The organism is Paenibacillus apii, from assembly GCF_011043685.1.
Lineage (GTDB): Bacteria > Bacillota > Bacilli > Paenibacillales > Paenibacillaceae > Paenibacillus_AQ > Paenibacillus_AQ sabinae.
Map to the genome: position 1 here is coordinate 185999 of NZ_JAAKGU010000003.1, position 23495 is coordinate 209493.

General features: G+C 53.5%; 23 protein-coding genes. 4 read left to right on the top strand and 19 right to left on the bottom strand.

Annotated features, from left to right (window positions below; translation table 11 throughout):
- Positions 1 to 259: 259 nt before the first annotated feature.
- From G5B47_RS09180 to G5B47_RS09225, 10 genes are all read right to left on the bottom strand, one after another.
- A complete protein-coding gene (locus G5B47_RS09180) occupies positions 260 to 1276 on the bottom strand; it encodes an anti-sigma factor (protein WP_165097094.1) in 1017 nt (338 codons plus the stop codon).
- Positions 1273 to 1770, bottom strand: coding sequence for an RNA polymerase sigma factor (locus tag G5B47_RS09185; RefSeq protein WP_165097097.1), 498 nt, complete (start codon positions 1768 to 1770; stop codon positions 1273 to 1275). Before G5B47_RS09185 ends, G5B47_RS09180 begins: the two co-directional genes overlap by 4 nt.
- A gap of 157 nt (positions 1771 to 1927) precedes the next feature.
- Positions 1928 to 2638 (bottom strand): HAD family hydrolase, encoded by a 711-nt coding sequence (locus G5B47_RS09190; RefSeq protein WP_165097099.1) that lies wholly within the window; start codon positions 2636 to 2638, stop codon positions 1928 to 1930.
- A gap of 66 nt (positions 2639 to 2704) precedes the next feature.
- Complete coding sequence (locus G5B47_RS09195; protein WP_407945220.1) at positions 2705 to 3169, bottom strand: GNAT family N-acetyltransferase; 465 nt, start codon at positions 3167 to 3169, stop codon at positions 2705 to 2707.
- A gap of 93 nt (positions 3170 to 3262) precedes the next feature.
- The gene (locus G5B47_RS09200) at positions 3263 to 3796 is read right to left on the bottom strand and encodes a GNAT family N-acetyltransferase (protein ID WP_165097105.1); all 534 of its coding nucleotides are present in this window, start codon (positions 3794 to 3796) and stop codon (positions 3263 to 3265) included.
- 6 nt (positions 3797 to 3802) lie between these two features.
- Positions 3803 to 4306: a metallophosphoesterase family protein gene (locus G5B47_RS09205; RefSeq protein ID WP_165097108.1), complete on the bottom strand. Its 504-nt coding sequence runs from the start codon at positions 4304 to 4306 to the stop codon at positions 3803 to 3805.
- 197 nt (positions 4307 to 4503) lie between these two features.
- Positions 4504 to 5310, bottom strand: a complete 807-nt coding sequence (locus G5B47_RS09210) for a class I SAM-dependent methyltransferase (RefSeq protein WP_165097111.1) — start codon at positions 5308 to 5310, stop codon at positions 4504 to 4506.
- Between the two features lie 196 nt (positions 5311 to 5506).
- Positions 5507 to 6775: an MFS transporter gene (locus G5B47_RS09215; RefSeq protein ID WP_165097114.1), complete on the bottom strand. Its 1269-nt coding sequence runs from the start codon at positions 6773 to 6775 to the stop codon at positions 5507 to 5509.
- Entirely contained in the window at positions 6768 to 7946 is a 1179-nt protein-coding gene (locus tag G5B47_RS09220; protein ID WP_165097117.1) for a polysaccharide deacetylase family protein, read from the bottom strand. Before G5B47_RS09220 ends, G5B47_RS09215 begins: the two co-directional genes overlap by 8 nt.
- A 192-nt stretch (positions 7947 to 8138) precedes the next feature.
- Positions 8139 to 8399 (bottom strand): YqkE family protein, encoded by a 261-nt coding sequence (locus G5B47_RS09225; protein WP_165097120.1) that lies wholly within the window; start codon positions 8397 to 8399, stop codon positions 8139 to 8141.
- 82 nt (positions 8400 to 8481) lie between these two features.
- Here G5B47_RS09225 and G5B47_RS09230 point away from each other — a divergent pair, with 82 nt between their 5' ends.
- Positions 8482 to 8820, top strand: a complete 339-nt coding sequence (locus G5B47_RS09230) for a winged helix-turn-helix transcriptional regulator (RefSeq protein WP_165097123.1) — start codon at positions 8482 to 8484, stop codon at positions 8818 to 8820.
- Positions 8821 to 8893: 73 nt separating this feature from the next.
- Here the strand turns inward: G5B47_RS09230 and G5B47_RS09235 are convergent, their stop codons facing one another.
- On the bottom strand, positions 8894 to 9397 hold the full coding sequence (locus G5B47_RS09235) for a GNAT family N-acetyltransferase (RefSeq protein WP_165097125.1): 504 nt from the start codon (positions 9395 to 9397) through the stop codon (positions 8894 to 8896).
- A gap of 158 nt (positions 9398 to 9555) precedes the next feature.
- Between G5B47_RS09235 and G5B47_RS09240 the strand changes: the two genes are divergently transcribed.
- Complete coding sequence (locus G5B47_RS09240; RefSeq protein WP_165097128.1) at positions 9556 to 10647, top strand: M24 family metallopeptidase; 1092 nt, start codon at positions 9556 to 9558, stop codon at positions 10645 to 10647.
- Between the two features lie 401 nt (positions 10648 to 11048).
- On the top strand, positions 11049 to 12734 hold the full coding sequence (locus tag G5B47_RS09245) for a methyl-accepting chemotaxis protein (protein WP_165097131.1): 1686 nt from the start codon (positions 11049 to 11051) through the stop codon (positions 12732 to 12734).
- Positions 12735 to 12926: 192 nt separating this feature from the next.
- On the opposite strand, the gene G5B47_RS09250 is transcribed toward G5B47_RS09245, so the two are convergent.
- The 3 genes from G5B47_RS09250 to G5B47_RS09260 are packed head-to-tail and all read right to left on the bottom strand — an operon-like array spanning position 12927 to position 16649.
- Positions 12927 to 14180, bottom strand: coding sequence for an aminotransferase class I/II-fold pyridoxal phosphate-dependent enzyme (locus tag G5B47_RS09250; protein ID WP_165097133.1), 1254 nt, complete (start codon positions 14178 to 14180; stop codon positions 12927 to 12929).
- A complete protein-coding gene (locus tag G5B47_RS09255) occupies positions 14170 to 15093 on the bottom strand; it encodes a D-alanine--D-alanine ligase (protein WP_165097136.1) in 924 nt (307 codons plus the stop codon). Before G5B47_RS09255 ends, G5B47_RS09250 begins: the two co-directional genes overlap by 11 nt.
- Before the next feature lie 47 nt (positions 15094 to 15140).
- The gene (locus tag G5B47_RS09260; protein WP_165097137.1) at positions 15141 to 16649 is read right to left on the bottom strand and encodes an aminotransferase-like domain-containing protein; all 1509 of its coding nucleotides are present in this window, start codon (positions 16647 to 16649) and stop codon (positions 15141 to 15143) included.
- A gap of 174 nt (positions 16650 to 16823) precedes the next feature.
- Between G5B47_RS09260 and G5B47_RS09265 the strand changes: the two genes are divergently transcribed.
- Positions 16824 to 17825 carry a lipoate--protein ligase gene (locus G5B47_RS09265; RefSeq protein WP_165097140.1) on the top strand — a complete coding sequence of 334 codons (1002 nt, stop codon included), beginning with the start codon at positions 16824 to 16826 and terminating at the stop codon, positions 17823 to 17825.
- Between the two features lie 164 nt (positions 17826 to 17989).
- Here G5B47_RS09265 and G5B47_RS09270 read toward each other — a convergent pair whose 3' ends face one another.
- The 5 genes from G5B47_RS09270 to G5B47_RS09290 all read right to left on the bottom strand — a co-directional run bounded on the left by G5B47_RS09270 (position 17990) and on the right by G5B47_RS09290 (position 23278).
- Complete coding sequence (locus tag G5B47_RS09270) at positions 17990 to 19462, bottom strand: amidase family protein (protein ID WP_165097142.1); 1473 nt, start codon at positions 19460 to 19462, stop codon at positions 17990 to 17992.
- 162 nt (positions 19463 to 19624) lie between these two features.
- The gene (locus tag G5B47_RS09275; RefSeq protein ID WP_165097145.1) at positions 19625 to 19858 is read right to left on the bottom strand and encodes a hypothetical protein; all 234 of its coding nucleotides are present in this window, start codon (positions 19856 to 19858) and stop codon (positions 19625 to 19627) included.
- 267 nt (positions 19859 to 20125) lie between these two features.
- Positions 20126 to 20953, bottom strand: a complete 828-nt coding sequence (locus G5B47_RS09280) for a carbohydrate ABC transporter permease (RefSeq protein ID WP_165097148.1) — start codon at positions 20951 to 20953, stop codon at positions 20126 to 20128.
- Positions 20954 to 20986: 33 nt separating this feature from the next.
- Positions 20987 to 21862: a carbohydrate ABC transporter permease gene (locus tag G5B47_RS09285; protein WP_165097150.1), complete on the bottom strand. Its 876-nt coding sequence runs from the start codon at positions 21860 to 21862 to the stop codon at positions 20987 to 20989.
- A gap of 90 nt (positions 21863 to 21952) precedes the next feature.
- The gene (locus G5B47_RS09290; RefSeq protein WP_165097153.1) at positions 21953 to 23278 is read right to left on the bottom strand and encodes an ABC transporter substrate-binding protein; all 1326 of its coding nucleotides are present in this window, start codon (positions 23276 to 23278) and stop codon (positions 21953 to 21955) included.
- Positions 23279 to 23495 lie beyond the last annotated feature (217 nt).

Below are 23495 nucleotides of genomic sequence, written 5' to 3' on the forward strand. Positions count from 1 at the left end.
GAAAGGGACACCGGAATGAACGTTCCGGTATCCCTTTTTTTGTACGCCGTATGTCCGTTCTGCCGCTGTTCAATCCCAGGTGTGGTACCGGACTGCCATTCGTATAAACCGGGTCTCCAGCCCGGTACATCCGTTTAGACTTCTGCCGGGGCATTGGTACCGTAACCGGTCACCGGCTTGACCTTGCCGTACGCTCCTGTCATTTCATGCTGAATGAATCACCGAAATCAACTTGAGGTTATAGCTTCCTGGACCAAGCCTAATACCTATCCGCTACGGCGCCCAGAGCGGCCCCCCGGATATAGGGTTGACCGTTCAGGCTTTGCAGCCTTTTGGCGGTTCCAGTGACGACGACGCCAAGGATGCGGATATCGCCGGTGCCCGGTTCGGGTTTATCTTTTTTCAGATAATTATAGATGCGCTTGTATTCGCTGTAGTATTTACCTTTATGCTGAAGTCCCACCTTTACGCTCCCAATAAAGTTGGCCGGGTCCGGCTTGTCGGAGTAGGGTCTGACTCCAAAACCGTACACCCCGTAAGTCGACATGAGCGGCTGCGGATATACGATCACGCCGTCCCCATTTTTCTCAGGCTCAAGACCGAAATCCTTCCAGTCATCATACGTATCGACCCAATACCATACAGGCCGCACGCCCGCAGGCAGCATCGCCTTCACCTCGGCAAAGGAATAATTCTTGTCGAAAGACAGCGCCATCTCCACCAGCTTGCCGGATTCTATCTGCCAAAGAGCCGGAATATCATTCAGTACCTTGCCGTTGTAATCGGCACCCGGCACATAGAACAGCATCTCCCTTTGGCCGTTATCAGGGTTGTATCTGCGGTTATATTCAAACCCCTGCGTTTTCAGCGCCGGATCATTCCCCTCCAGACTGGTGGTTCCCCCATGTACCCCGGTTGTAAACGGGAATCCCGGCACATGGTAATTGATCCATTTTTCCCGCCACGGAATGGGTATCCCCTCCACGATCTTGTAAGTATCCAGTTCAAGTACTCCGGAAAGGAATCCTCTCCGGTCCTTGTGTCCGTTTTGCAGGAACTCATTGGGGCTGCTGATTGTCATATAGCCGTATTCATCGAACATCGTTTCAGAGGACTCATAATCAATCAGATGGGCTGCGCCGATAAAAATGGCGACCAACGTAATGAGACTTACAGCCAGGGATATCAAAATATTGCGGATTAACGTTCTCCGTCTGGCCTTTTTGATCGTTGCTGCAAGTTCTTGATCCTCCTGTCCTTCCCAGGGAGCGGTCATTCATCCTCACCTCCGTAATAATGTTGGAATTGCTGCCTTGCACGGTACAACGAAGCTTTTACCTTCCCCTCGCTGATGCCCAGAAGGGACGCTATCTCCCGATAGGACAGCTCCATTTCGTATTTCATCAATATCAGTTGTCTGTGCAGTGGATTCAGCATCCCGAGAACGCGTTCGATCTGCTCTTGCTGCTCCCGCCTAAGCAGGGACTCTTCCGGCAGTTCAACCTCCGAAGCTTCATAATCTCCGGGTTCTTCGTCATAGTGAAACCGCCTCTGCCTTCGGCACAGATCATAATAGCGGTTGATCGCAACCTTATACAGCCAAGCGCTGAACTTGCGTTCGTCGATCGCTTCAAGATACAGCAGCGCTTTGTAGACCGTGTCCTGCACAATGTCTTCCGCATCAGCGGCGCCAGCGCCCAAGCGGATTAAATAACGGCGGATTTCCGCCATTTTAGGTTGAAGCAGCTGCTCCAGGTGCCCGGGCCCCATCCTGCACCCCCTTTCGCTGATATAACGATGCAGCAGACGGAATGTTGTTGCAGTCCGAAATTTTTTTGCAAGGTTGTATCGCAGGTATCCCCTATCGCATAAAAAAAGAACGGCTTGCGCCGTCCCTTTTGAAAATCGTTATTCGTGGAGGCCGCCCTTAAACGATCGGCAGTCCGGCAAACTCTTCATAATTCCGGAAAATATGGGTCGGCATATGACCGGCAATAGGTTCCCGTCCTCTCGGATTGTACCACCACATTTTCCATCCGGCATCCAGCGCACCGACCACATCGTTATGCCAAGTGTCGCCCACATACACGCTGTCTTCCACTTTGGTACCCGTCTTCCGGTTAACATAAGCGAAGATTTCCGGATTAGGCTTGGCAATGCCGACAGCATCCGAAATAAAGATCCGATCCGCAGGGATGAGCTTGTCCACACCGAGTCCGCGGATTTTGCTCATCTGATGATCTACCGGCCCGTTGGTAATGATGCCAACCACATGCCCTTCCGATATGAGCCGTTTCAGCTGCGGGAGAACGCCTTCAATCATCTCGATGCTGTACTGGCGGCTGATATAGCCTTCCTGCACCAGCTCAGCCTGCTCCCGGGTAAGTGGAATTCCGAGTTCGTTAAACGCAATTTCCATCCGCCGCACCCGCGTCTCCGTCAGCGTGAACTCCCCTTGCAGATACTTCGGCCATAACTGGTCGCTGTGATACCTTACCCGGTCAAATAAATGAAGTACATCCAGCACGCTCTCGTCCGGCTTAATCACTTCTCTCACCGCGTTTCGGAACGGGACAAGATGATCATATAGCGTATCGTCTAAATCAAAAAAAATCGCCCTTTTACCGCTGCTTTCCATTTCAACGCCCCTTAGCTTCCACTATTGATTAGGACAGGATGTAACCGCTGTCCCTGGATATTATAGTCAGAAAAAAAGATTGTAGCTGTAAAATTCGTCATCCCTGATGTAGCCTTGCTTCTCGTACAGCCGCTGGGCGGTAAAATTATCGGTCCAGGTCGTCAGCGTCAGCCCCTTCGTGCCGGTCTCCACCGCATAGGCGCGGGCCGTCTCCATCAGCAGCGCACCGGCGCCGCCTTCCCGGGCCTCAGCCGAGACGTATAGATCGTTCAGAATCCACAGCCGCTGCATCGTAACCGACGAAAAAGAGGGGTACAGCTGCGTAAAGCCGACCGCGCGTCCGGCGCTGCTTTCCCCCGCTTCAACCGCCAGAAAAATAACCGACTCCTGCGCTTTAAGCCGTTCTTCCAGAAACGCCCGAGCGCTCTCCCGGTCCGATTCCTGTCTGTAAAAAATCCGATACTCGTCGAACAGAGGGATAATTTGTTCCAAATCCTCAAGTCCCGCCCGCACCGCAGCATACCGTTTCACTTTCATCGCTCCTTTTTGGTCAAAGCCTTTATACCGTCATTGTAAAATCGGCCTTAGTGCTTTGCCATGGAGAAATTGCCGCATTATTTGGACTTATCCCGGCCGCCCGCCCGCCGCCTGGACGCTCATAAGGTCGATCCAGTACCGGCAGTACCGGTTATCCACCTCGGCCAGCCGCCCTCCGTTGTTCTCGATAACGCGGCGCGAGCCTTGATTGTCTTCGTCGCAGGTAAGCAGCGCCCGTTCGATGCCAAGCTCCGACGCCTTGCCCAGCAGTCTGGCCAGCAGGGCTGTCCCATAGCCCTTACCCCGCGCGGCAGGCCGGATGCAGTAGCCGATATGGCCTCCCGTAACAAGCAGGCTGTCGGTCAGCCGGTGCCGGAGCTTGCCGTAGCCCACAGGAACGCCATCAGCATACAGGAAATACAGCGTCTGCGGCACATGTCCCGGAGGCAGACCGCGCCCGGCGGAATAATCCCGCAGCACCGGGAGAAGACTCAGAAACTTGGAGTATCCGGCTGTGTAAAGGCTGTTCACAAACCCGTTCTCTCCGGGACCGATTTCGCGAGCCATCCCGTAGATCTGCCGATCCTCTGTAACCGTCAGCTCCCTCAGTTCAAAAGCCATGTCCTCTCATCCTTTCGAATCGTAAAAAATATGGCGGGCTTCAATCTTTCCGCCCTCGATATTCATCAGTCCGAAAGAGTACAGCTTCTCCCTCCGCTTATCCGTGGGCGAGCCCGGATTAAATAGCAGCACACCGTTCTCGCTCCGCATCAGCGGCTGATGCGAGTGGCCGAACAGGATGCAGTCCAGGCTCTCGCCGGCGAACGCCCTCAACGCATTGCTGTCCGTACCCTTTCCGGTATACGGCCGATGTCCGTGAACCATGCCGATTTGCGCGCCCGCAAGCGTCAGAATTTTGCGTTCGCCAAAGCGCCGCACAATCTCGGTCCCGTCGTTGTTTCCGGCAATTCCGTCTACCGGGGCCAGAGCGGACAGCTCGTCGTAGACGGCCAGATCGACCCAGTCTCCGAGATGCAGAATCAGCTCGACCCCGGCCAGACCCTCCGTCAGCGCCTTCGGCAGCTTCACCATCCGGCCCAAATGCGTATCGGATACGATTCCCACTTTCATATCGCTCATCTCCCCGCTTTATTGGTATAAGATTGTTAATCATTGTACGACGAAGCCAGTGCTTCGTCCACAGGACGCCTATTGTTTCCTATTAGCATAATCCTGCACCATAATTAACCCCTGTCTTCAGATTGATGAATAATGAAAAAGGCTCTGTTCGTTAATACAGAGCCTTCTGGCAAGCTATTGATGAGACTTTATTTATTAACCAGCTTACGATACCTATAGATATCGCCGCCAGATTTACTAACATGATAGAACGACTCAAATCCTCTTTCTATTAATTCTTCATCGGCTTCTCTCTTCCTATTATCTTCCCCGATACAATCAATAATGTAACCGCCGTTCTTAACAACCCTTGACAGCTCAGCAATCTCAAGATCATAATTGTCCCCTACTACATGCCCCGACATCACAATATCAAAGGAATTATCCTCGTAAGGGATTTGCTCGATCATGCCGTCTACGACTACAACATTATCAATATTCTCACGTTTGATTTTATCACGCATGTACTCCCTCAGCATATCGGCAGGTTCACTTGCATAAACACGCTTCGCCTTTTCTGCTGCGGCAAATGCAAGCCTTCCTGTACCGCTTCCCAGGTCGAGAACGACCTTATCCGTAAAATCTGCAAGTTCAAATAATAACTGTTTATCCCAGGCGTTAATGTAATCGCAATTTTGGTTCATCATGTCGGGATAAACATAAACGACCGAAGTTTCCATTGCGTGAATTACAAATACTTCTGCTTTTCGAATTTCATGATGGGGAAGATTTTTGGGTGCCTTTGCAATCATTTGTTCAATCGCAGGCTTGCTTTCAGGACTTTTATGAGTAAAGTACCACGCCACTGATGGATTATGTGCTAACGCTATACCCAAGTTATCGCAAAACTCATCCCATTCGACATACTTGTTGCATATCATTCGAATCATCCATCTGTCCATTAACAAAAAGCTATTAAAAGAGAACTCCTCTGCGTTGATCCAGTTAAATGACATAGTAAACTAATCCTCCGTTTTTTTAGGAGGGCTAAATTATAGTCACCCTCCAAGAAATGTTGTGAGCGGACAATTTTGCATTTATCATCTGGCATCATCCTTTCATTATTTAATGGAGATCTGGAAAACAACTAAAAATCTAGAAAAAGTTGTTCCCTATGATTATAAATGGCACAAAGTTTATTATCAATCATACTTAATTTTTTCCGATGACATTAATTCCACTCTCTTCGGCCTTCCCAGCCCGCCTTCCCATCACATAAGCGGCGCTACCGCCCAGAAGAACGCACAGCGCCGCTGCCGCAAAAACAACTCTAAGACCGGTAATTCCGGCGATCAGCGATGCGGCGCCGATGGACAGCGTCCGGACCGTGTTCACCACGAAACGGGCCGTAATGAACACACGGCCCAGCACGCCCGGGTCGAGCTCGCTTTGCAGCGTGGAGCGGATGCCATTGGGCGCGGCTGCGGCGCCAAGTCCGATGAGCAGATAGGCTCCGAGCAGAACCGCCAGCGTGCCGGCGGCCGATACGGCGAGCAGCCCGACGCCGATGAGCGTCATCCCGAGGAGGATAAGCCTCCCGGGACGCGGGGCCTTTTTCCTTGACATAATCCATACGGAACCGGTAATGATTCCCGCCCCCTGAAAGGCCATCACCCATCCGTACTTTTCGGCCGGAAGCCCCATCGTGCCGCCGATGAAGACAACGATCAGCGAGCCTGTGCTGCCGACGCCGGCGAGCAGCAGCCCCCAGACGAGCAGCATTTTTTGGACAACCGGCTCTCCCGAAACGATCCGCAGCCCCTCCTTCATTTCATCCAGAAATCCCGCAGCCTCAGCTGCCTTGCGCGGAGTCCGGTACGGCATCAGCAGCACGAGCAGAGCTGCAAGCGCGAACACGGCGGCATCTGCGCCGATACTTGCCCTGGTGCCGCCAAGCGATACGCACAGTCCGGCAATGGCGGGGCCGGCGATCAGATTTATCGAGTCCGATGCGGAGAGCAGCGAATTGAAGCGCGGAAGGTCCTCCGGGCCGGCAAGCTCGGGACCGATGGCATTAGCCGTGGCGGCGTAGATTTCGTCGCATATCCCGAGCAGCACAGCGGCCGCATAAATCGTTTCGACGGATAAGTGGATCAGCAGGACACCTACGGTTAGCGCCCGTGCCAGATTCGTCCACAGCAGTATCCGTTTGCGGCTCCAGCGGTCGATGAAAGTTCCGAGGGCCGGGGTCAGCAGCAGCGCGGGCAGAAATTGAATAATGAAATATCCTCCGACGGCGGCGGGAGAACCCGTCCTCCGGTATAGCTCAACGATAATGCCGATGTCAAAAATATAAGAGCCGAGCGAAGCCAGACTGTAAGCGGCGAGCAGCGGACCAAGAGCCTTGAACAAGGTTCGGCGGGAAGAAAAGGCCGGTGATTTTCCTGTTCCCGTGCGTTCCCCGCTTGCGGCGCTACGCATGCCTTGCCTTCGGCATCGTCAGCTTCACCATGCCTTTAAGACCGTCGTAATTCATGGCGATGTGCAGTGACCGGCAGATATCGTCAAGCGGAACGAGAAGCGTTCCCTTCCTTAGCTGCGGCTGGATGGCGGCAAGCGGCACGCCGCGCCCGTTAACCGTCAATTCCCGTTTGGGCACAAATTTTCTGATTCGGCCGATCGTCTGGGCGGGGGTGCGCAGATTGCTTCCCCCGTTAATTCGGTCGGCATTCGTTTCGCCTCTCTCCGCCAGCCCTTCCTTGACGGTGAAAGTCAGGGGAATTCCAAGCGAACCCGCTGCATCCAGCACGTGGTCATTGTATGATCCGTACGGAAAGGCAAGCGCAGAGTCGGTATTGCCGAGATCCTCCTTCAGCCTGCGCTCGGCCAATCCGAGATCTCCGGTAATTCTGCGGTAATATTCCTCGTTGTACTCGCTCCGCGTCTCATCGTCGATATACAGCCGTGAGCTAAGCGCCGGCCCCATCCCTCCCTGATCATCGACAGGGACGTAATAATGCAGGTCATAGGTATGATTGTAGAAGCCCATGCCGAATTTTTTCATTTCCCGCATCTGGCTCCAGGTCAGCTTGGGCAGGCCACCCTTGCCGGGGTTGTCGACATCGGAGACAATGACAAAGTCCACCGCTGTATACCCGTATTTCCGCAGGACAGGAAAAGCAAGCTTATAGAAGCTCTCGTAGCCGTCATCGAAGGTAATCAGCACGGCATTGTCCGGTACCTTGCCGTTACCAAGCATAAACCGCCGGTACTGCTCCATGGTGATCACATGATACCCGTCCTGTTTCAGCAGCTTCATCTGCTCGGTGAACCGGTCCGCAGGCAAAATCGAGGGCAGCAGCGGTTTCCGGGACAAATGATGGTACATGAGGACCGCAACCTTGCCCCGGTAGTAGACTCCTTTCGGCAAAGACGCCGGGGGATTCCAGCGGATATTTACGCCCAGCAGCCTTTCGGCGAACTTTAGCGGGACCAGCAGTTCATGGCCCGAATATGCGATGGGGCCGGATGCTTTGACCTTCTGTCCCCCAATCTCAAAATCAACTTCACGGGACTTGTGTCTGAGACCGAAAAAAAAAGCAAGACCGATCAGAATTGCGGCAGCCATTACAGGGACGATTCTTTTTCTCAACGTAAAAATTCTCCTTACCATCGGCAGTCTCGCTTCTATTTGTACCCCTATCATATTCCGCCTCATCATTCATTAAGTAACAACTTTTTAATCATCGCCGCACGTATTATGACAAGGTAGGGGGAGCAGCCGGTTGTTGGGGAACAGAACTAACAAAGCCGGCCGAAGGTTCCGGCCAGCTTTGTTCTTGTCTTATTTATATTTGCGCCAGTCCTGGCTGCTGTTCTCCAGCAGATGGCCAAAATCGTTGTCGAGCCGCTTCTGCTCCGCCTTCCGCGCTTCCTCCGCCGCCTTCCGCTCGGCTTCTTTGCGGTCGGCCTCCTCATTCTTCAGCTCGTCGGCCTGCGCCTTCAGCTTATTCAGCACCTCACTGCTCAGCAGGTCCTTCAAGGTAGCCTGAGGCTCCTCCTTGGCCGCCCGAGGTGCATTTGGAATTTTCTTCTTTTTTGCCACTGGGTGTTCCCTCCTTTATTTATTTAAATTGGTTTTGGTCCATTGTCTTTTCGTTTATAATAGAAAGCAAGAGGTGAGACTCATGAAGCAGACTTCCCTTTGTCCCCGTCTGCAAAAAAGCATGGACATTATCGGAAAACGTTGGACCGGTCTGATCATCTACCAGCTGCTTCAGGGACCCCAGCGTTTCGGCACCATCGAAGCCTCCCTTCCAGTCAGCGGAAGACTTCTGTCCGAGAGGCTGAAGGATCTGGAGCAGGAGGGCATCGTGCGCCGCGAAGTCTTCCCCGAGACGCCGGTGCGCATTCAGTATTCCCTGACCGAAAAAGGAATGGCGCTGGAATCGGTTATCCGCGGTTTGGAGTATTGGTCGCGGGACTGGATTGAAACCGATTCCGAATGCAGCAGCCAGCATACCTGATCGATTGAAGATCGCATAAAAGGAACCGGCCGGGCCGGTTCCTTTTTTTCGCCCGAAGCAGACTTCCGGCGCTCTAAACCTTCCGGCCGACGATAACGAGATCGCGCAGCACCCCATCCATATCGGCTACCTCCGGCAGCAGCCCCCATCGTTCAAAGCCGAACCTCTCCAATAGGCCGAGACTCGGTCCGTTATGACCGAATACCAGGCCCACCAGATTAGTTATTTGAAGCCGCCCGCATTCTTCGAGCGCTTTGCCTACAAGCAGTCTTCCGGCTCCTGTTCCCCTGTATTTTTCGCTTACATAAATGCTGAGTTCTGCCGTTCCGTTATAGGCCGGTCTTTCGTGAAACGACTGAAAGCTCAGCCAGGCGGCAATTTCCCCGTCCTTCCTCAGCACCCACAGAGGACGATGCCCGCTTCCGTGCTCATGAAACCAGGCAAGCCTGTCCTCCACGCTCACGGGCTCCAGGTCGGCCGTAACCATCCTGCCCGCAATAGTGGAATTGTAAATCGCCACGATCCCCGGCAGATCTTCCAGCGTTGCGTCTTCAATTTGGCTCTTCTGCCAATCCATCTATTCATTCCTCCATCAAGCGCATACTAGTTTCAAGGTAATCCATGGCCGCCCGGAAAGTCAATCTTTTAAGAGCTCCGGCGGCGGCTGGCCTTTTGCAGGCGAATGGATTAAGATATTCACTGTTTATTGTATATCGAAGGGAGAGCCATACGCCAATGAATGAAGCTCTGAAACGCCTGGAAAGGGAAATGACAGCGGAAGGGCTGGACGCCCTGCTTGTCACCGATCCCAAACATGTATACTATTTGACCGGCTTCGCCAGCAATCCGCACGAGCGGTTTCTGGGACTGCTGCTTATCCGCGGCGAAGAGCCGGTGCTTGTCGTGCCCGCGCTCGACGCCGAGTCGGCCCATGCTTCGTCGTCCGTCTCCTCCATCGTGACGCACAGCGATACGGATGACCCGTACAGTCTGCTGAAGGAGCGCTTCGGTCCGAAGCTTGGAAAGCTGGGCATCGAGAAGGAACACTTCTCCGTCGCGCGCTTTGAGCTTCTGTCCAGCGCCGTGCAGGCAGAAGGCTTTGCCGATATCGGCCCGCTTCTTCGACGGATGCGCGCCATTAAATCGCCGGAGGAGATCGCGCGGATGGAGCACGCCGCCAAACTGGTGGAAGAAGTGCTGAGCCAGGGGCTTGTCCACGTAAAGGAAGGAGTAAGCGAGATTGAGCTTGTCGCGGAGCTGGAATATTTGATGAAAAAGCTCGGTGCTTCCGGTCCGTCTTTCGATACGATGGTGCTGTCCGGGCCGAATACCGCCCTCCCGCACGGCGTTCCCGGCAGCCGCCAAATCGCGGCGGGCGATCTGCTGATGTTCGATCTCGGCGTATTCGCGGACGGCTACGCTTCCGACATTACCCGCACCTTCGCCGTGGAGCGGGCGGACAGCGAGCTTGTCCGCATCTATGATACCGTGCTGGCCGCCAACGAAGCCGGCATTGCCGCCGCAAAGGCCGGCGCTTCATACGGCTCAGTCGATCTGGCGGCCCGGACCGTTATCGACAAGGCGGGGTACGGGTCTTATTTTGTTCACCGCGTCGGCCACGGCCTTGGCATGGATACTCATGAATATCCTTCCCTGCACGGCCTGAATACGGACATCATGGAGAGCGGCAACGTCTTCACGGTGGAGCCCGGCATCTATGTACCGGGAATCGGAGGCGTCAGAATCGAAGACGAGGTGCTTGTTGAGGGCGGCGGCGCCCGGACGCTGACCCGGTTCCCGAAAGGCCTGACCGTGCTGGAACTGTAACTGCGGCCGTTGAAAACGAAGAGAGAGTCCCGCTTGTCCTCAGGACGCGGCACTCTCTTTTTTTGTTGCTGCGGAAGGTGAAATCCAGGGGGTTCCGACAATTTTTTTATAAAAGAGTATGCTCTGAAAACGGCGCCGATTGCAGAAAAAAGAAAAACCTTTCGAAAGAAATCGGAAAAGTAATTATATTGCAGAAAATTTTACCTTACATCAGAGCATTTCTATCTATTCAACCGAGGGTTAATTATATAAAATAGTATTCATGCACGTTCCCGCCATGTCTTTATACACGGTGAAAGGTAGGATCAAAGACCCAAGCATCTATGAATTTCCCGCTGCCCTGCCAAATCCGCCTTACGGATATGGGAATTTACTACTTGTAATAAAAAGGAGAGAACCGTATGTTTCGGATCAGGCATTCCATCGGCCGGAGATTTATGTTATTGCTGCTCGCCGCCCTCTTGTTTACTTCGCTTACGCTTAGTATCAGCTTTTACTTCATATCCGTGAACACCATCAAGAGCTATGTCGTCCCGCAGATTGATAAACTGCTCGGCGTGGCTTCGCAGGATGTGTTCAAGGCTCTGAATACAACCCACGCCCAGCAATCCCGGAGCAACGACCAGGCTGCCACGAATGTTGAGTATTATTTCCAGGACAAGCGTACCCAGCATAATGTGGAGACGATCTTTCTGGCAGACTACAATAACGGCAAAGCTGTCGTGCTGAGCGCGGATCACGGCTCGGCGCTGAAACGGAAGGAAGAGCTGGTTGTGACTCCGGCCCTTCAACAAGCCTCCAAGGGAAAACCCGCGATCAGCGATATCTACAAAGACAGTCATGGCATACATAAAACGGCCTATGTCGGCATCCCCGGCAGCAGCCTTATCGTTGGTGTGAGTTCGGACTTAACCTTTGTTGAAGACAAGATGAACAGCATCCTGTGGACCAGCGCAGGGATTACGCTCCTGGCCCTGGTCATCAGCATGGCCGCCGCTCTGTTCATGAGCCGCCGGATTACGCGTCCGATCACCCGGCTCGCGGCATACAGCGACCAACTGGCCGAGGGCGATTTCACCCAGGAGCTGGTTGTGGAAGGACACGACGAAATCTCCCGGCTGGCCGAAAGCTTCCAGACGATGACCCAGCGCCTGAAAGAGCTGATCGGTCAGGTGCTGCATACCGCCGACACCGTTATGGCCGACTCCAACGATCTGAAGGAGCGAGTGGACGGTATCCGCAATATGGCCGAACGCTCCAACGAATCTGTCGAACAAATCGGTAAGGGCAGCACATTAATCGCAAGCAGCGCCGCGGATAACGCCCGTGCCATGGAAGAAATCAGCTCGGGCATCCAGCATATCGCTTCCGCTGCAGGCGAGGTCACCGAGCAGATTCATGAAGCCTCCGCCGAAGCGGTCAGCGGCAACGGCACGGCTCAAAGCGCCGTCGAACAGATGCGCCAGGTCGGACGGGCTTCCAGGGAGTCGCTGGAGCAGTTCCGCAAAATGGACGAGCAGTCGCAGAAAATCGGCGATATCGTCCAGGGCATCTCGGAGCTCACCAAGCAAATCCAGATGCTCTCCCTCAACGCTTCCATTGAAGCGGCACGGGCGGGCGAGCATGGCCGCGGCTTCGCCGTTGTCGCCGGAGAAGTGCGCAAGCTGTCGGAGCAATCCAGAGAAGCGACCGAGAAGATCCGCGGGTTCCTGCTGAGCCTGCAGGAGGAAATGCAGCGTTCGGTAGCCAGCATGAGCGAGGTGAATGAAGAGGTCGCGTCCGGCGTAGGCAAGGTTGAAGAAGCGGGCAATGCCTTTAATCACCTTGCCGTCCTCATTCAAAGCATCAACCAGAGCATCCAGTCCGTGTCCGCAGCCACGCAGGAAATTTCGGCCGGAACCGAGGAAGTGACCGCGTCCGTAGAAGAAACCGCGCAGATCACTTCCAAATCGAAGGCAGGGGCCGAGGCGCTGAACGAGAATTACCATTCCCAGCAGGAACAGCTGGACGGCCACGCGAAGACGGTCGAGCATTTACATGAGCAGACGCTGAAGATGCAGGAAGCGGTCCGGAAGTTCAAGATTTAATATAAGACCAAACGATAGGCGCAAAGCTTATAAAGTCTTATATTTCAAAAAGGTCCCGTCAGGCATCCACCTTGCCTGACGGGACCTTTTGTGCTGCCCTAACGCTAACCGGCGGCTTCGACTTCCATCATCATCCGGTCCCGGACTCAGCGGCTCCTCGAATTTGGCCGCAAAAGTCCGGCCATTTACGGACTAAGTGCCGACCGCAGCCGCCCCGGCTTCAATCCCCGCTTCCCCGCGCCCTGGGATTCGGTCCTCCTGAAAGTGGAACGCGTTCCCGCCGGAAGACAGGGATGCCATAAAACGTCCGATCCGGCGCAGCGCCTCGGCCAGCTGCCCGGACGAAGCCGCATAGGAGCAGCGGACGTACCGCTCCCCGCCGGGTCCGAATACGGAACCGGGGACGACCGCGACGCCGGCTTCGCGGACCAGCCGGAGCGCGAACTGCTCCGAGGTCAGCCCGGTTCCGGCTACCGACGGGAAGGCATAGAAGGCGCCATCCGGCATGTGGCATGGCAGGCCGAGCGCATTCAAGCCCTCCACGAACAGGGCGCGCCTCGCGTCAAAGGCAGCCTTCATCCGGTCTTTCGCCTCAAGCCCGCTCCGCAGCGATTCAAGAGCGGCAATCTGTCCCGGAACCGGAGCGCACATGGCGATATACTGGTGAATTTTGAGCATTGCGGCGGCCAGCTCGCCGCATGCGCAGCAGTAGCCGACTCTCCAGCCGGTCATGGCGAACGCCTTGGAGAAACCGCTGATGACGATGGTCCGCTCTTTCATTCCCGGCAGCGACGCTATGCTGACATGCCGGTCACCGTAGGTCAATTCGGCATAGACCTCATCCGTGATAACAACCAGATCATGCAAGGCGGCAAGCTCGGCGATCGGCTCCCAATCCCTGCGGGTCATCACCGCGCCGGTCGGATTATTCGGGTAATTCACGAGAAGCGCCTTCGTGCGCGGGGTAATGCTCCGCCGCAGCGTCTCGGCCGTCAGCTTGAAGCCTTCTTCCCGCTTCGTCTCCACGGGAATCACGACTCCGCCGCCCAGCGCAACCATCGGCGCGTAGGCCACATAACCGGGTGACGGGATGATCACTTCGTCCCCCGGCGAAAGGACCGTGCGAAGCGCGATATCCAGCGCTTCGCTGCTGCCCATCGTGACGATGATCTCCGTCCCGGGATCATAGGAAAGCCCGAAGCCGGCGCTTAAATAACCGGCGATCTCCCTGCGAAGCTCCGGCAGCCCCGCATTGGAGGAGTATCCGGTCTCTCCCCGGTTCAGCGCGCGGATGCAGGCCTTCCGGACCGATTCCGGCACCCGGAAATCCGGCTCGCCGACTCCAAGCTGAATGAGGTCCTTGTCATTCGCGGCTGTTTCGAAGAAAGCGCGGATGCCCGACGGCGGAAGCTCGCGGACGGTCTGACAAATCCAATTACCGGACATGGACGGGCACGCCCCTTTCCTTCAGCGAAGCGGTGATGATGGCATCGAGCAGACCGCTAAATGTCAGCCCGGCAGCCTTGGCGCTCTTGGGCAGCAGGCTGGCGGACGTCATGCCCGGCAGCGTGTTCACCTCAAGGACGAAGGGAACGTCGTCCGATAGAATCATATCGACCCGCGCGTACACGCTGCACTTCAGCGTCCGGTAGCAATCCAAAGCGATCTGCCGTACCTTGCTTTCCAGCTCAGGGGGCAGAACGGCGACCTGCTCTACCGCTCCGTTCTCGGTATACTTGGCGTCGTAGTCGAACCACTCCGCGTTCCGTGGAACGATGCCGAGGATCGGCAGCGTCTCTCCGTCCAGAATGGGGCAGGTAATCTCCATTCCCCGGACATAGCGCTCGGCCATAACCGACCGGTCCCAGCGGAATGCTTCTGCTACGGCGCCCTGCAGCTCACCCGGCCCGTTCACCTTGGTCATGCCGATGCTGGAGCCGCCCGAAGAAGGCTTGACGATCACCGGATAGCCGAGCTGTTCCGCACCCTTCGGCGCAAACTCGTCGATATGGTTCCAGCACAGCCAATCGGCGGTAGGGATGCCGGCTGAGCGGAGCAGTCTTTTGGACATATCCTTATCCATGCAAATCGCGCTGGACAGCACGCCGCTTCCTGTATAAGGAATATCCAGCGATTCCAGTACGGCTTGCACCGTTCCATCCTCGCCGAATGCCCCGTGCAGCGCGAGCAGCGCAAGATCAAGGCCGCGCACCTGCTCCGCCAGCTCCTCCCGCTTATTGATGACGACCGGAACGGCCTCATACTTGGCGGGGTCCAGCATTTTTAACATCTCCACGCCCGTCTTCAGTGAAATCTCTCTTTCCGACGAAATGCCGCCCATAATTACGCCAACCTTCATGTGTATCGCTCCTTTTCGTTAACCGGTTCATCCATTCTCATACAAGCCTATTCATCCTGTTGTCGCCGGCTGCCGTCATTCCTTCCTTGGCTGTTCAACATCTCTCTTGCGGCTTCGCCAATAATGGCGATTCCCTTGCGGATGTCCTCATCCGCCACTCTGGAGAAGCCCAGGCGCAGCGTATTCCCGCCTGTTCCGTCCGTAAAGAAATTGTCCCCCGGCGTAAAGATTACGCCTCTTCGCGAGCAGGCCGCCAGCAGTTCCCTTGTGTCGAAGCCCTCCTCAAACGTCATGAACAGATGCAGCCCGCCGTCTCCCGACAGGGTGGAATAAGGAATTAGCTCCCGGCAGCACGCAAGCGTCCACTCGTATTTCCGTTTATATTCGGTCCGGGATCTGCGTAAATATTTTTCCAGATTTCCGTTATGCAAGTATTGATACAGCAGCGATTGGTCGAGCGTCGAGGTATGAATGCTCCGGGCCCGCTTGATGCTCTCCAGTGTGCCGATCAGTTGCTGGTCCGCCAGCACCCAGCCTACTCTGAGACCCGGAAACAGCACCTTGGAAAAGCTGCCGATATAAATGACGCCATTTCCCGCACCCGCCATGGCTGCCAGCGGCGCCACATGCGAGCCAGAGTAACGCAGCTCTTCATTGAAGCCGTCCTCGATTACGGGAATCCCGTAGCGATTCATCAGGGTCATCAGCTCCAGCCTTTTTTGCAGAGAGGTCACGATGCCCGTCGGGTTATGGTAGGACGGAACGAAATAGGCGAGGTCGTAAGCCCCTTCCTCAAGCGCCTGTTCCAGCCCACCAATGCTGATACCGTCCGGCTCCATCGCAATACCTTTGATCCCGAAGCCGTGCAGCTTCAAGTTTTTGATGGCCGTATTGTGGGTCGGGTTCTCGCACAGCACCATTCCGCTATTCTTTCTGATGGCAGACAGCACGATGTCGAAGCCTTCGGTGAAGCCGCTCGTAATCAGCATATCTTTATTCTGAGTATCCACGCCCTTGCGGGCCATATAGTCCATTAAATAGTCGATCAGCGGCTTGTAGCCCTTGGCGTAGCCGTAATTTAGCAGCACATTGCCTTCCACGGCCATCCGGTCCGAAAAAGCGCGCCTTACGCTGTCCAGATCGAACAGCTTCTCGTCGGGCGCAATGCTCGTAAACGAGATGATCCCTTTCGCGCCCCGGATGCCGCGCTTCATCAGGTCCAGTTCCTCCGCGAGGAGGGCGTATTCACTGACGCGTTCGCTCCAGTCCAGCTTTCCGCAACCGCCGGCTATCCCCTCATCGGCTGTACGCTTGGGCGTCACCTCGGCGGCGAAGCTGCCCCTGCCCTGAACCGTGTAGGCGAATCCGTCTTCCTCAAGTTCCGCATAGGCAGAGATGACCGTATTGCGGCTGACGCCGAGCAGCCCGGCAAGCTCTCTTGTCGCGGGAAGCCGCCGGTCCGCCTGAAGCGCCCCTTGGACAATCAGCCGTTTCATGTAATCCTTGACCTGGAGATAGACCGGGCGCCCCTCCGCAAGCTTGAAATCATTGAACATACGTGCATCTCCTCCACCGTTATCATGGCATATTTGCGCAGACAAAAAAAGAACCGCGCAAGCGGCGATTTCCGCCGGGCGCGGTTCTCCGGGGGACCGGATCTCTTTTGTGAAACAGGCGAAACTGGTTTAAAATAATAGCTGTATTCATTAGCCTAAACGGAGGAATGGACTATGCTCTTTATCGATAACGCCGGAATTACGGACCCGGCCATTAATTTGGCGATTGAGGAATACGCGCTGAAGTTTCTGCCCATGGACGACAGCTACTTGCTTTTTTATATCAACAGCCCGTCCATTATCATCGGCAAGCATCAAAATACTATAGAAGAAATCAACCAGGAATATGTCCAAGAACATAATATCAAGGTGGTGCGCCGGCTGTCCGGCGGAGGGGCGGTCTACCACGATCTCGGCAACCTGAATTTCAGCTTCATTACTAAAGACGACGGCGATTCCTTTCATAACTTTCTGAAATTCACCCAGCCGGTCATCGACTATTTGAAGAGCATGGGCGTTAACGCCGAGCTGAGCGGACGCAATGACCTTCAGGTCGGGGAGCAAAAGATTTCCGGCAACGCACAGTTCTCGACCCGGGGGCGCATGTTCAGCCACGGCACGCTGATGTACGACCTGAATCTGGACGACGTGCAGGCGTCGCTGAATGCGAATCCGGAAAAATTCAAGTCCAAGAGCACGAAATCGGTCCGCAGCCGGGTCGCCAATATTAAGGAGCTGCTTGGAACAGACATGACCATTGAGGAATTCCGCGCGGGCCTTCTCCGGTCCATCTTCGGGATGGAGCCTGCCGAGGTGCCGCAGTACAAGCTTACTGAGGAAGACTGGTTCCAGATCAACAAAATCTCTGAGGAGCGTTACCAGAACTGGGATTGGAACTACGGCAAGTCGCCGAAGAGCAATGTGAAGCATGCGGTCAAGTTCCCCGGCGGCATCGTCGATATTCGAATGGAGATCAAGGACGCGCGGATCGAGGAAATCAAGATTTACGGCGACTTCTTCGGCGTGGGCGACGTGGCCGACGTAGAAGATGCGCTGCGCGGCAAGCGGTATGAGCAGGAGGAGATTCGGCAGGCGCTCTCCCATCTTGATCTGAAGCATTATTTCGGACGCATCGAGCCGGAGGATGTCATCGGTTTGATTTTTCTGGAGGAATAGGATTCAGGATTAGCTGACAAAAGCAAACGAAAAGCGCCCCGCCATGAATAATGCCGGGACGCTTTTTTTATATTTTGAGTCCTGTGTTAAACACGCTGTTTTCCGTCAATAGCACGAAACGCAGTCTCGATCGGATTTTGCAGCGGAGGATAGCTCACGCTCCGTTAGTTGAATACAGGCTTTTTGCGATGTTTCGTTCTTTGCTCAAAAGAATATGCTATGCGAATTAAAGTAGGCTCGCTAAATGCTGTTCCAGCAAAAGTAATCCCAAAGGGTCTGCCGTTCTCTCTATACCCCGCGGGGATAGCAATGGACGGATAGCCCGCTTTAGCGCATAGATCCGCTCCAATATAAGCAGGAAACATTATCGCATCCAATTGATTACGTTGTATCGCATAATCGATTCCTTCATTCTGAGCAAGATGCAAATCCATTATGGATTCCAGGATATAATCTTTATTTTTTAGGGGATCGGCCAGCCTTTCCCGGAACTCCAAACAATCTTGACCGTATTTTAGAGCTTTTTCAGCATGCTCCTTATTCCATTCGATTAGCTCGGACAATGAATGAATCGGCATGTGTGCCGGAAGGTGATGCAGATAATTCTCTATTCCATGTTTGAATTCCAGATTCATCTTATTCCACTTCCATGGTCCATGAAACGAGGGAATATCTATTTGCTCCACCACTTCGGCTCCTGCCTTAATCAAGTCGGAGATTGCCTGATTGAATAGCGCCTCATCATACTCGCCAGATTCTCGCACATGATCGGGTACCTCACAGAAGACTCCAATTCGCGCTCCGTATAATCCCTCTCTGTCTAGGCATGCGGTGTAGTCCTGCTTGGTATGACAGCTTTCATTCCGCCAAGTAGCCGGATCTTGCTCATCCCTCCCAACTAATGCACTAAGCAGAATTGCCGCATCCGAAACCGTTCTTGCCATCGGTCCGGCCGTATCTTGGGAGTAAGAAAAAGGGATAATCCCCGAACGGCTGATTAATCCAACGGTCGGCTTGATGCCCACGATAGACATCTGTACGGCCGGACTTAGAATGGAAGCAGAGGTTTCTGTACCTATCGCCGCCGCTGCGAGATTCGTCGCAACCGCAGCCGCCGATCCAGTACTAGACCCACCTGTGAAAAATTCACCATAAGGGTGCGTGACCTGACCGCCCTTTGAACTGTATCCTGCCCACATGGTGGAGGAAACGCCGTTGGCCCATTCTGTCATATTGGTCTTGCCCAAGATGACAGCTCCTGCTTCTCTTAACCGCCGGATCAGAAAAGCATCCTCCTTGCTTACATGCTGTGCCAATGCTAATGCTCCCGCACTAGTCTGCATCTTGTCTCCGGTTTCGATATTATCCTTCACAAGAATCGGAATTCCATGAAGAGGGCCTCTACTGCACTTACGCTGCCGCTCTAAATCGAGCGCCTCTGCAATGAAGATGGCATCGGGATTGATTTCCATAATTGCATTGATGTGAGGACCATCCTGATCATACTTTGCAATACGGGATAAATAACAAAACACTAATTCTCTTGAGGTAGTTTTTCCATGGGCCATCGCGTCTTGTAAATCCAATATGCTTGTTTCTTCTAGATCGAAGTTTTTTATCTTAAAAGGATCTTTCATATACACGCCCCATCAGCCCCAGTCTTCCAAAATTATGTAGTCAGTAATCCAATAATACCACGATGGATAACACTACAGCAGGATTGAGCTAGGGCGTGTATGCAAAATAAACCAGCCAGACCATAATCGAAGCCAGCGTCAAAAAAGCCTTGAACGTACACGTTAATTTGTCAAAGCGGGACGCTCTAGTATTACAGAAGATTTAAATTTACCGCCCCGTATTCTCTTAATAAAGAGTTCGGTAAGAGCCAAATGTACCGTTACCCCTTGGATCTCGGGCGCCGAATTTGAATAACAATTTTGCAGCCATTTCCAGGAGGAATTGCCGGATTCATTGACCAGCCTTAGAAACTCATCCGCATTATCGTTATTCAAAGCTTCGACCTGTTGATCCACCCGGCTATTTTCCTCATAAAAATGCAGCGCTCTCAGAAATGCTCTATCTCCTGCATCTCCCTGAGTTCCGTAAAGTGCTTCAACACCTCGTCTATACTCAAGTCATTGAGAACCTCTCCGCCAAAGTTACTCCCTCATGGATTATTATGACAATAAAAAAGCCGAACCTTTAAACTGAAATGTTCAAAAGCCCGGCTTGTGATTTTACACATATAGGAACAATAACCGTAGGAATTATAAAGCTAGGCTTCACGAGTCCCTGAATGATTACCCTTTTACAGCCGAACCGACCGTCATCGCATTCTCGACCTGTTCGCTGAAGAACAGATAGACAATAACCATCGGCAAGCTCGCAATCGTCATAACCGCGCCCATGCCGCCCCAATCGGTGCTGTATTGTCCCTGGAAGAAGAGCAGGCCGAGCGGGAGCGTCTTCATCGCTTCGTCGGAAATGAGAATATAGGCGAGCATGAATTCGTTCCAGTTGCTAAGGAATTGGAAAATGGCAACCGTCGCGATGGCGGGAGTTACTACCGGCACAATGATCTGGAGAAACATCCGGTAAATATTCGCTCCGTCCATACAGGCCGATTCCTCCAGCTCGCCGGGAATCCCTTTCATGAAGCCGTAGAATATCAGGCAGGAGAAGGGCAGGCCGATGGCGACATAGGGAACGATCAGCGCGCCGTAGGTATTCGTCAAATGAAAATCGCGAACCAGAATGGCAAGAGGAATCATGATCACCTGAAGCGGCATGAACATGCCGATGGTCATATACAATCTGACGCTCTCGCGGAACTTCCAGCGCATTCTTGCGATGGCGAACGAGAACATCAGGGCCAGCACAATAATCAGCAGTGTGGAAATGGTTGAGACGACAAAGCTGTTGATAAAATAGCGCGGAATATTGAACTGCGACCAGGCTGCAATATAATTCTCGATTCTGAAATGCGTCGGAAAGCCAAACGGGTTGGTGACGAAAATTTCATCGTTATTTTTAAGGGAATACGAAATCATCCATACCAGAGGGTAGACGGAAATCACAAAATAGATCCATAACGGAGTCTGAACCAGAACCGCTCTCAGCTTATTCATATAGCACTCCTTCCTTGCCGGACAACGCTCTATTTACGCTTCGTTCCGGTCAAACGTCTTATTGATAATCACTGTCGCCAGCAGGGACAAGCCAACCAGCACAACCGAAACGGCGCAGGCATAGCCATAATTGCTCTCCATAAAGGCATAGCGGTAAATCATGTACGTCAGGGTATAGTTGCTTGTTCCCGGTCCGCCGCTCGTCATAATCAGCATTTGCACAAACGCTCCGATCCCGGAGGTAATCGCAACGATCAGGCAGAACTTGTAGTTTTCCTTCATCAGAGGAATGGTCACCTTGCGGTGCGCCATCCATTTGGAGCAGCCGTCAATCGTAGCCGCTTCCATGTACTGTTCGGGAATGGACTTGACGCCCGCGTACAGCAGGCTGAACTGATATCCCATGAACTGCCAGGCATTGACGAACGCAATCGCAATAATGGAAACAGTCGGCGATGTGAGCCAGTTCTGCTGGTAAGGAATATGCAGCAGGTTAAAAAGACGGTTGATCAGCCCGTTGGCCGGGTCGTACATGGCAATCCACAATTGGCAGACAACGGTGACGGATAGGACGACCGGGATAAAATAAGACGTCTTCAGCAGCTTGCGTCCCTTGATGCGCGGGTCCGCGCAGGCCAGCGCGAGCACCGTCCCAAGTCCAATCTGGAACACCGCAAGCACAAGCGCGAAGAGAAGGCCGTTGCGCAGGGAAGTGATAAGCAGAGGGTCCTGCAAAAGATCTCTGTAGTTGGAAATCCCGTTCCAGGTTGCCGTGCTCAGCCCGTCCCAGTTAAAGAAGCTCCGGTATACGGTCTGAAGCACCGGATAAATAATGACGACGCTATAGATAAGCAGGGCCGGAAGCAAAAACAGCGCAATCGCTTTTTTATTGCTTAAATATCTGTTCATACCGTATGATTCCACTCCTTTTTTAGAAAGCAGCCCCGTTTTCCCATGGGAAGCAGGCGGCTGCTTTCGAACAGACTTCTCTGAACCAAGTTATTTATTTTCCTTGGCCAGAATCCGGTTAACATTATCTGTAAATTGTTTCACCGTAAAGCCGCTGACCAGCATGTTCTGGGTATTGTCATCGATTGCATTTTTGATCTGAATATTGCTGACCGCTGTCGCGTAGCTCTTCACGTTCGGCAGAACTTCATCCGCAATCCGCTTCATCATAGGAGGCACTTCGCCGGTCATTGGCTTATCCACTTTGACGGATACAATCGGGCTGCCCAGTTCGGTATATTTGTATTCGCTGTATTTTTGCGCAAGGAAGCTTGCCACTTTCACGGCCGTTTCCTTGTTCTTGCTGCTTGGGGATACCGAGAATCCGCCGGGTGCGCCCGCACCGTTGATAAAGCCTTTGCTGCTGTCATAGGTCGCTTCATCCTTGGCCGGCCAGTACATCCAGTCTACCTTGTCGCCCAGCTTTTCCGTGCTGCTGTAAATCTCCCATTGGCCGTTGACGAACATGGCCGCTTTGCCCGAATAGAATTGGGACGAAGCCTGGTCATAGTTGGTGTTGGTGGCGTTGGCATCGAACAGCCCTGCTTCCTGCAGCTTCTTCATCTGCTCAGCGGCTGTAACAAACGCTGGCGGCAGCGCGGCCGGCTTACCCGCTTCCAGATCGCCGAAGCCCTTTGCATCTTCCCGGGTTGCCAATCCGGCGTAGAAGGCGGTTGTAATCCATTTTTCCTTAGCGAAGATGGCCATTGGCGTGTAGCCTGCGGTGGAAAGCTTCTTGGCGGCATCGGCCAGCTGATCGACCGTTTTTATCGGTGTCTGAATACCGGCCTTTTGGAAGATTTCCTTGTTGTAGTAAAGAAGCTGGAACTCAATTCCCGTATAAGGGAAGGCGTACACATGTCCGTCCGGAGCGGTCAGCCGGGATTCGAGCCCCGTGTTCAGCTTGGACTTGAAGTCAGCGGTTTCCGGATAGCTGTCGAGCAGCTCGACGTTCTTGGATTTGGCAAAGGTCTGGAGCGTTGTCCAGTCCGTCTCGTAAATATCCGGCATGTTACCGGTTGCAGCATACGTTTTCAATTTCTGGTAGCCGTCCTGCACCGCTTCATCCAGCTTGATTTCCACATTCGGCATTTCCTTCTTCAGCTCTTCCACCGCATAGTCGAAAGGCTTGGCGGTATCTTCGTCAAAATGCTGCGCATATACTTTGATTTGAATTTTCTTCGATCCGTCGTTTGCCCCGCCGCTGTTTGCGGAGGAGGCTGAATTGTCCGGCTTGCTTCCTCCGCAAGCGGTCAACGAGAGGGTCAGGGATAGAGCAGCTAGTACACTAAGCGCTTTCATATATTTCGGTTTCATATTGAATCCCCTTTCTTTTTTACCTTCCCAAAATTCATCCTGTTTCTGAAACCGCTCTTTGTTAGCGCTTCCAGTCGGTTGATGTCTCTAATTATAGTGAAGCCCGCTATAACCGATAAGGGTTAAACCGGGCATAATCGGTAATATCCGGGACAAAAGCAGCCGCTAAAATGTCCGAAGTGCTTCGGAGCCTTGGATGGGTTATCCAGGCTGACAT

Coding starts and splice junctions, on each gene's coding strand:
- G5B47_RS09180 (WP_165097094.1), bottom strand. CDS start 1,276: ATGACCGCTCCCTGGGAAGGACAGGAGGATCAAGAACTTGCAGCAACG.
- G5B47_RS09185 (WP_165097097.1), bottom strand. CDS start 1,770: ATGGGGCCCGGGCACCTGGAGCAGCTGCTTCAACCTAAAATGGCGGAA.
- G5B47_RS09190 (WP_165097099.1), bottom strand. CDS start 2,638: ATGGAAAGCAGCGGTAAAAGGGCGATTTTTTTTGATTTAGACGATACG.
- G5B47_RS09200 (WP_165097105.1), bottom strand. CDS start 3,796: ATGGCTTTTGAACTGAGGGAGCTGACGGTTACAGAGGATCGGCAGATC.
- G5B47_RS09205 (WP_165097108.1), bottom strand. CDS start 4,306: ATGAAAGTGGGAATCGTATCCGATACGCATTTGGGCCGGATGGTGAAG.
- G5B47_RS09210 (WP_165097111.1), bottom strand. CDS start 5,310: ATGTCATTTAACTGGATCAACGCAGAGGAGTTCTCTTTTAATAGCTTT.
- G5B47_RS09215 (WP_165097114.1), bottom strand. CDS start 6,775: ATGCGTAGCGCCGCAAGCGGGGAACGCACGGGAACAGGAAAATCACCG.
- G5B47_RS09230 (WP_165097123.1), top strand. CDS start 8,482: ATGAAGCAGACTTCCCTTTGTCCCCGTCTGCAAAAAAGCATGGACATT.
- G5B47_RS09235 (WP_165097125.1), bottom strand. CDS start 9,397: ATGGATTGGCAGAAGAGCCAAATTGAAGACGCAACGCTGGAAGATCTG.
- G5B47_RS09240 (WP_165097128.1), top strand. CDS start 9,556: ATGAATGAAGCTCTGAAACGCCTGGAAAGGGAAATGACAGCGGAAGGG.
- G5B47_RS09245 (WP_165097131.1), top strand. CDS start 11,049: ATGTTTCGGATCAGGCATTCCATCGGCCGGAGATTTATGTTATTGCTG.
- G5B47_RS09250 (WP_165097133.1), bottom strand. CDS start 14,180: ATGTCCGGTAATTGGATTTGTCAGACCGTCCGCGAGCTTCCGCCGTCG.
- G5B47_RS09255 (WP_165097136.1), bottom strand. CDS start 15,093: ATGAAGGTTGGCGTAATTATGGGCGGCATTTCGTCGGAAAGAGAGATT.
- G5B47_RS09260 (WP_165097137.1), bottom strand. CDS start 16,649: ATGTTCAATGATTTCAAGCTTGCGGAGGGGCGCCCGGTCTATCTCCAG.
- G5B47_RS09265 (WP_165097140.1), top strand. CDS start 16,824: ATGCTCTTTATCGATAACGCCGGAATTACGGACCCGGCCATTAATTTG.
- G5B47_RS09270 (WP_165097142.1), bottom strand. CDS start 19,462: ATGAAAGATCCTTTTAAGATAAAAAACTTCGATCTAGAAGAAACAAGC.
- G5B47_RS09280 (WP_165097148.1), bottom strand. CDS start 20,953: ATGAATAAGCTGAGAGCGGTTCTGGTTCAGACTCCGTTATGGATCTAT.
- G5B47_RS09285 (WP_165097150.1), bottom strand. CDS start 21,862: ATGAACAGATATTTAAGCAATAAAAAAGCGATTGCGCTGTTTTTGCTT.
- G5B47_RS09290 (WP_165097153.1), bottom strand. CDS start 23,278: ATGAAACCGAAATATATGAAAGCGCTTAGTGTACTAGCTGCTCTATCC.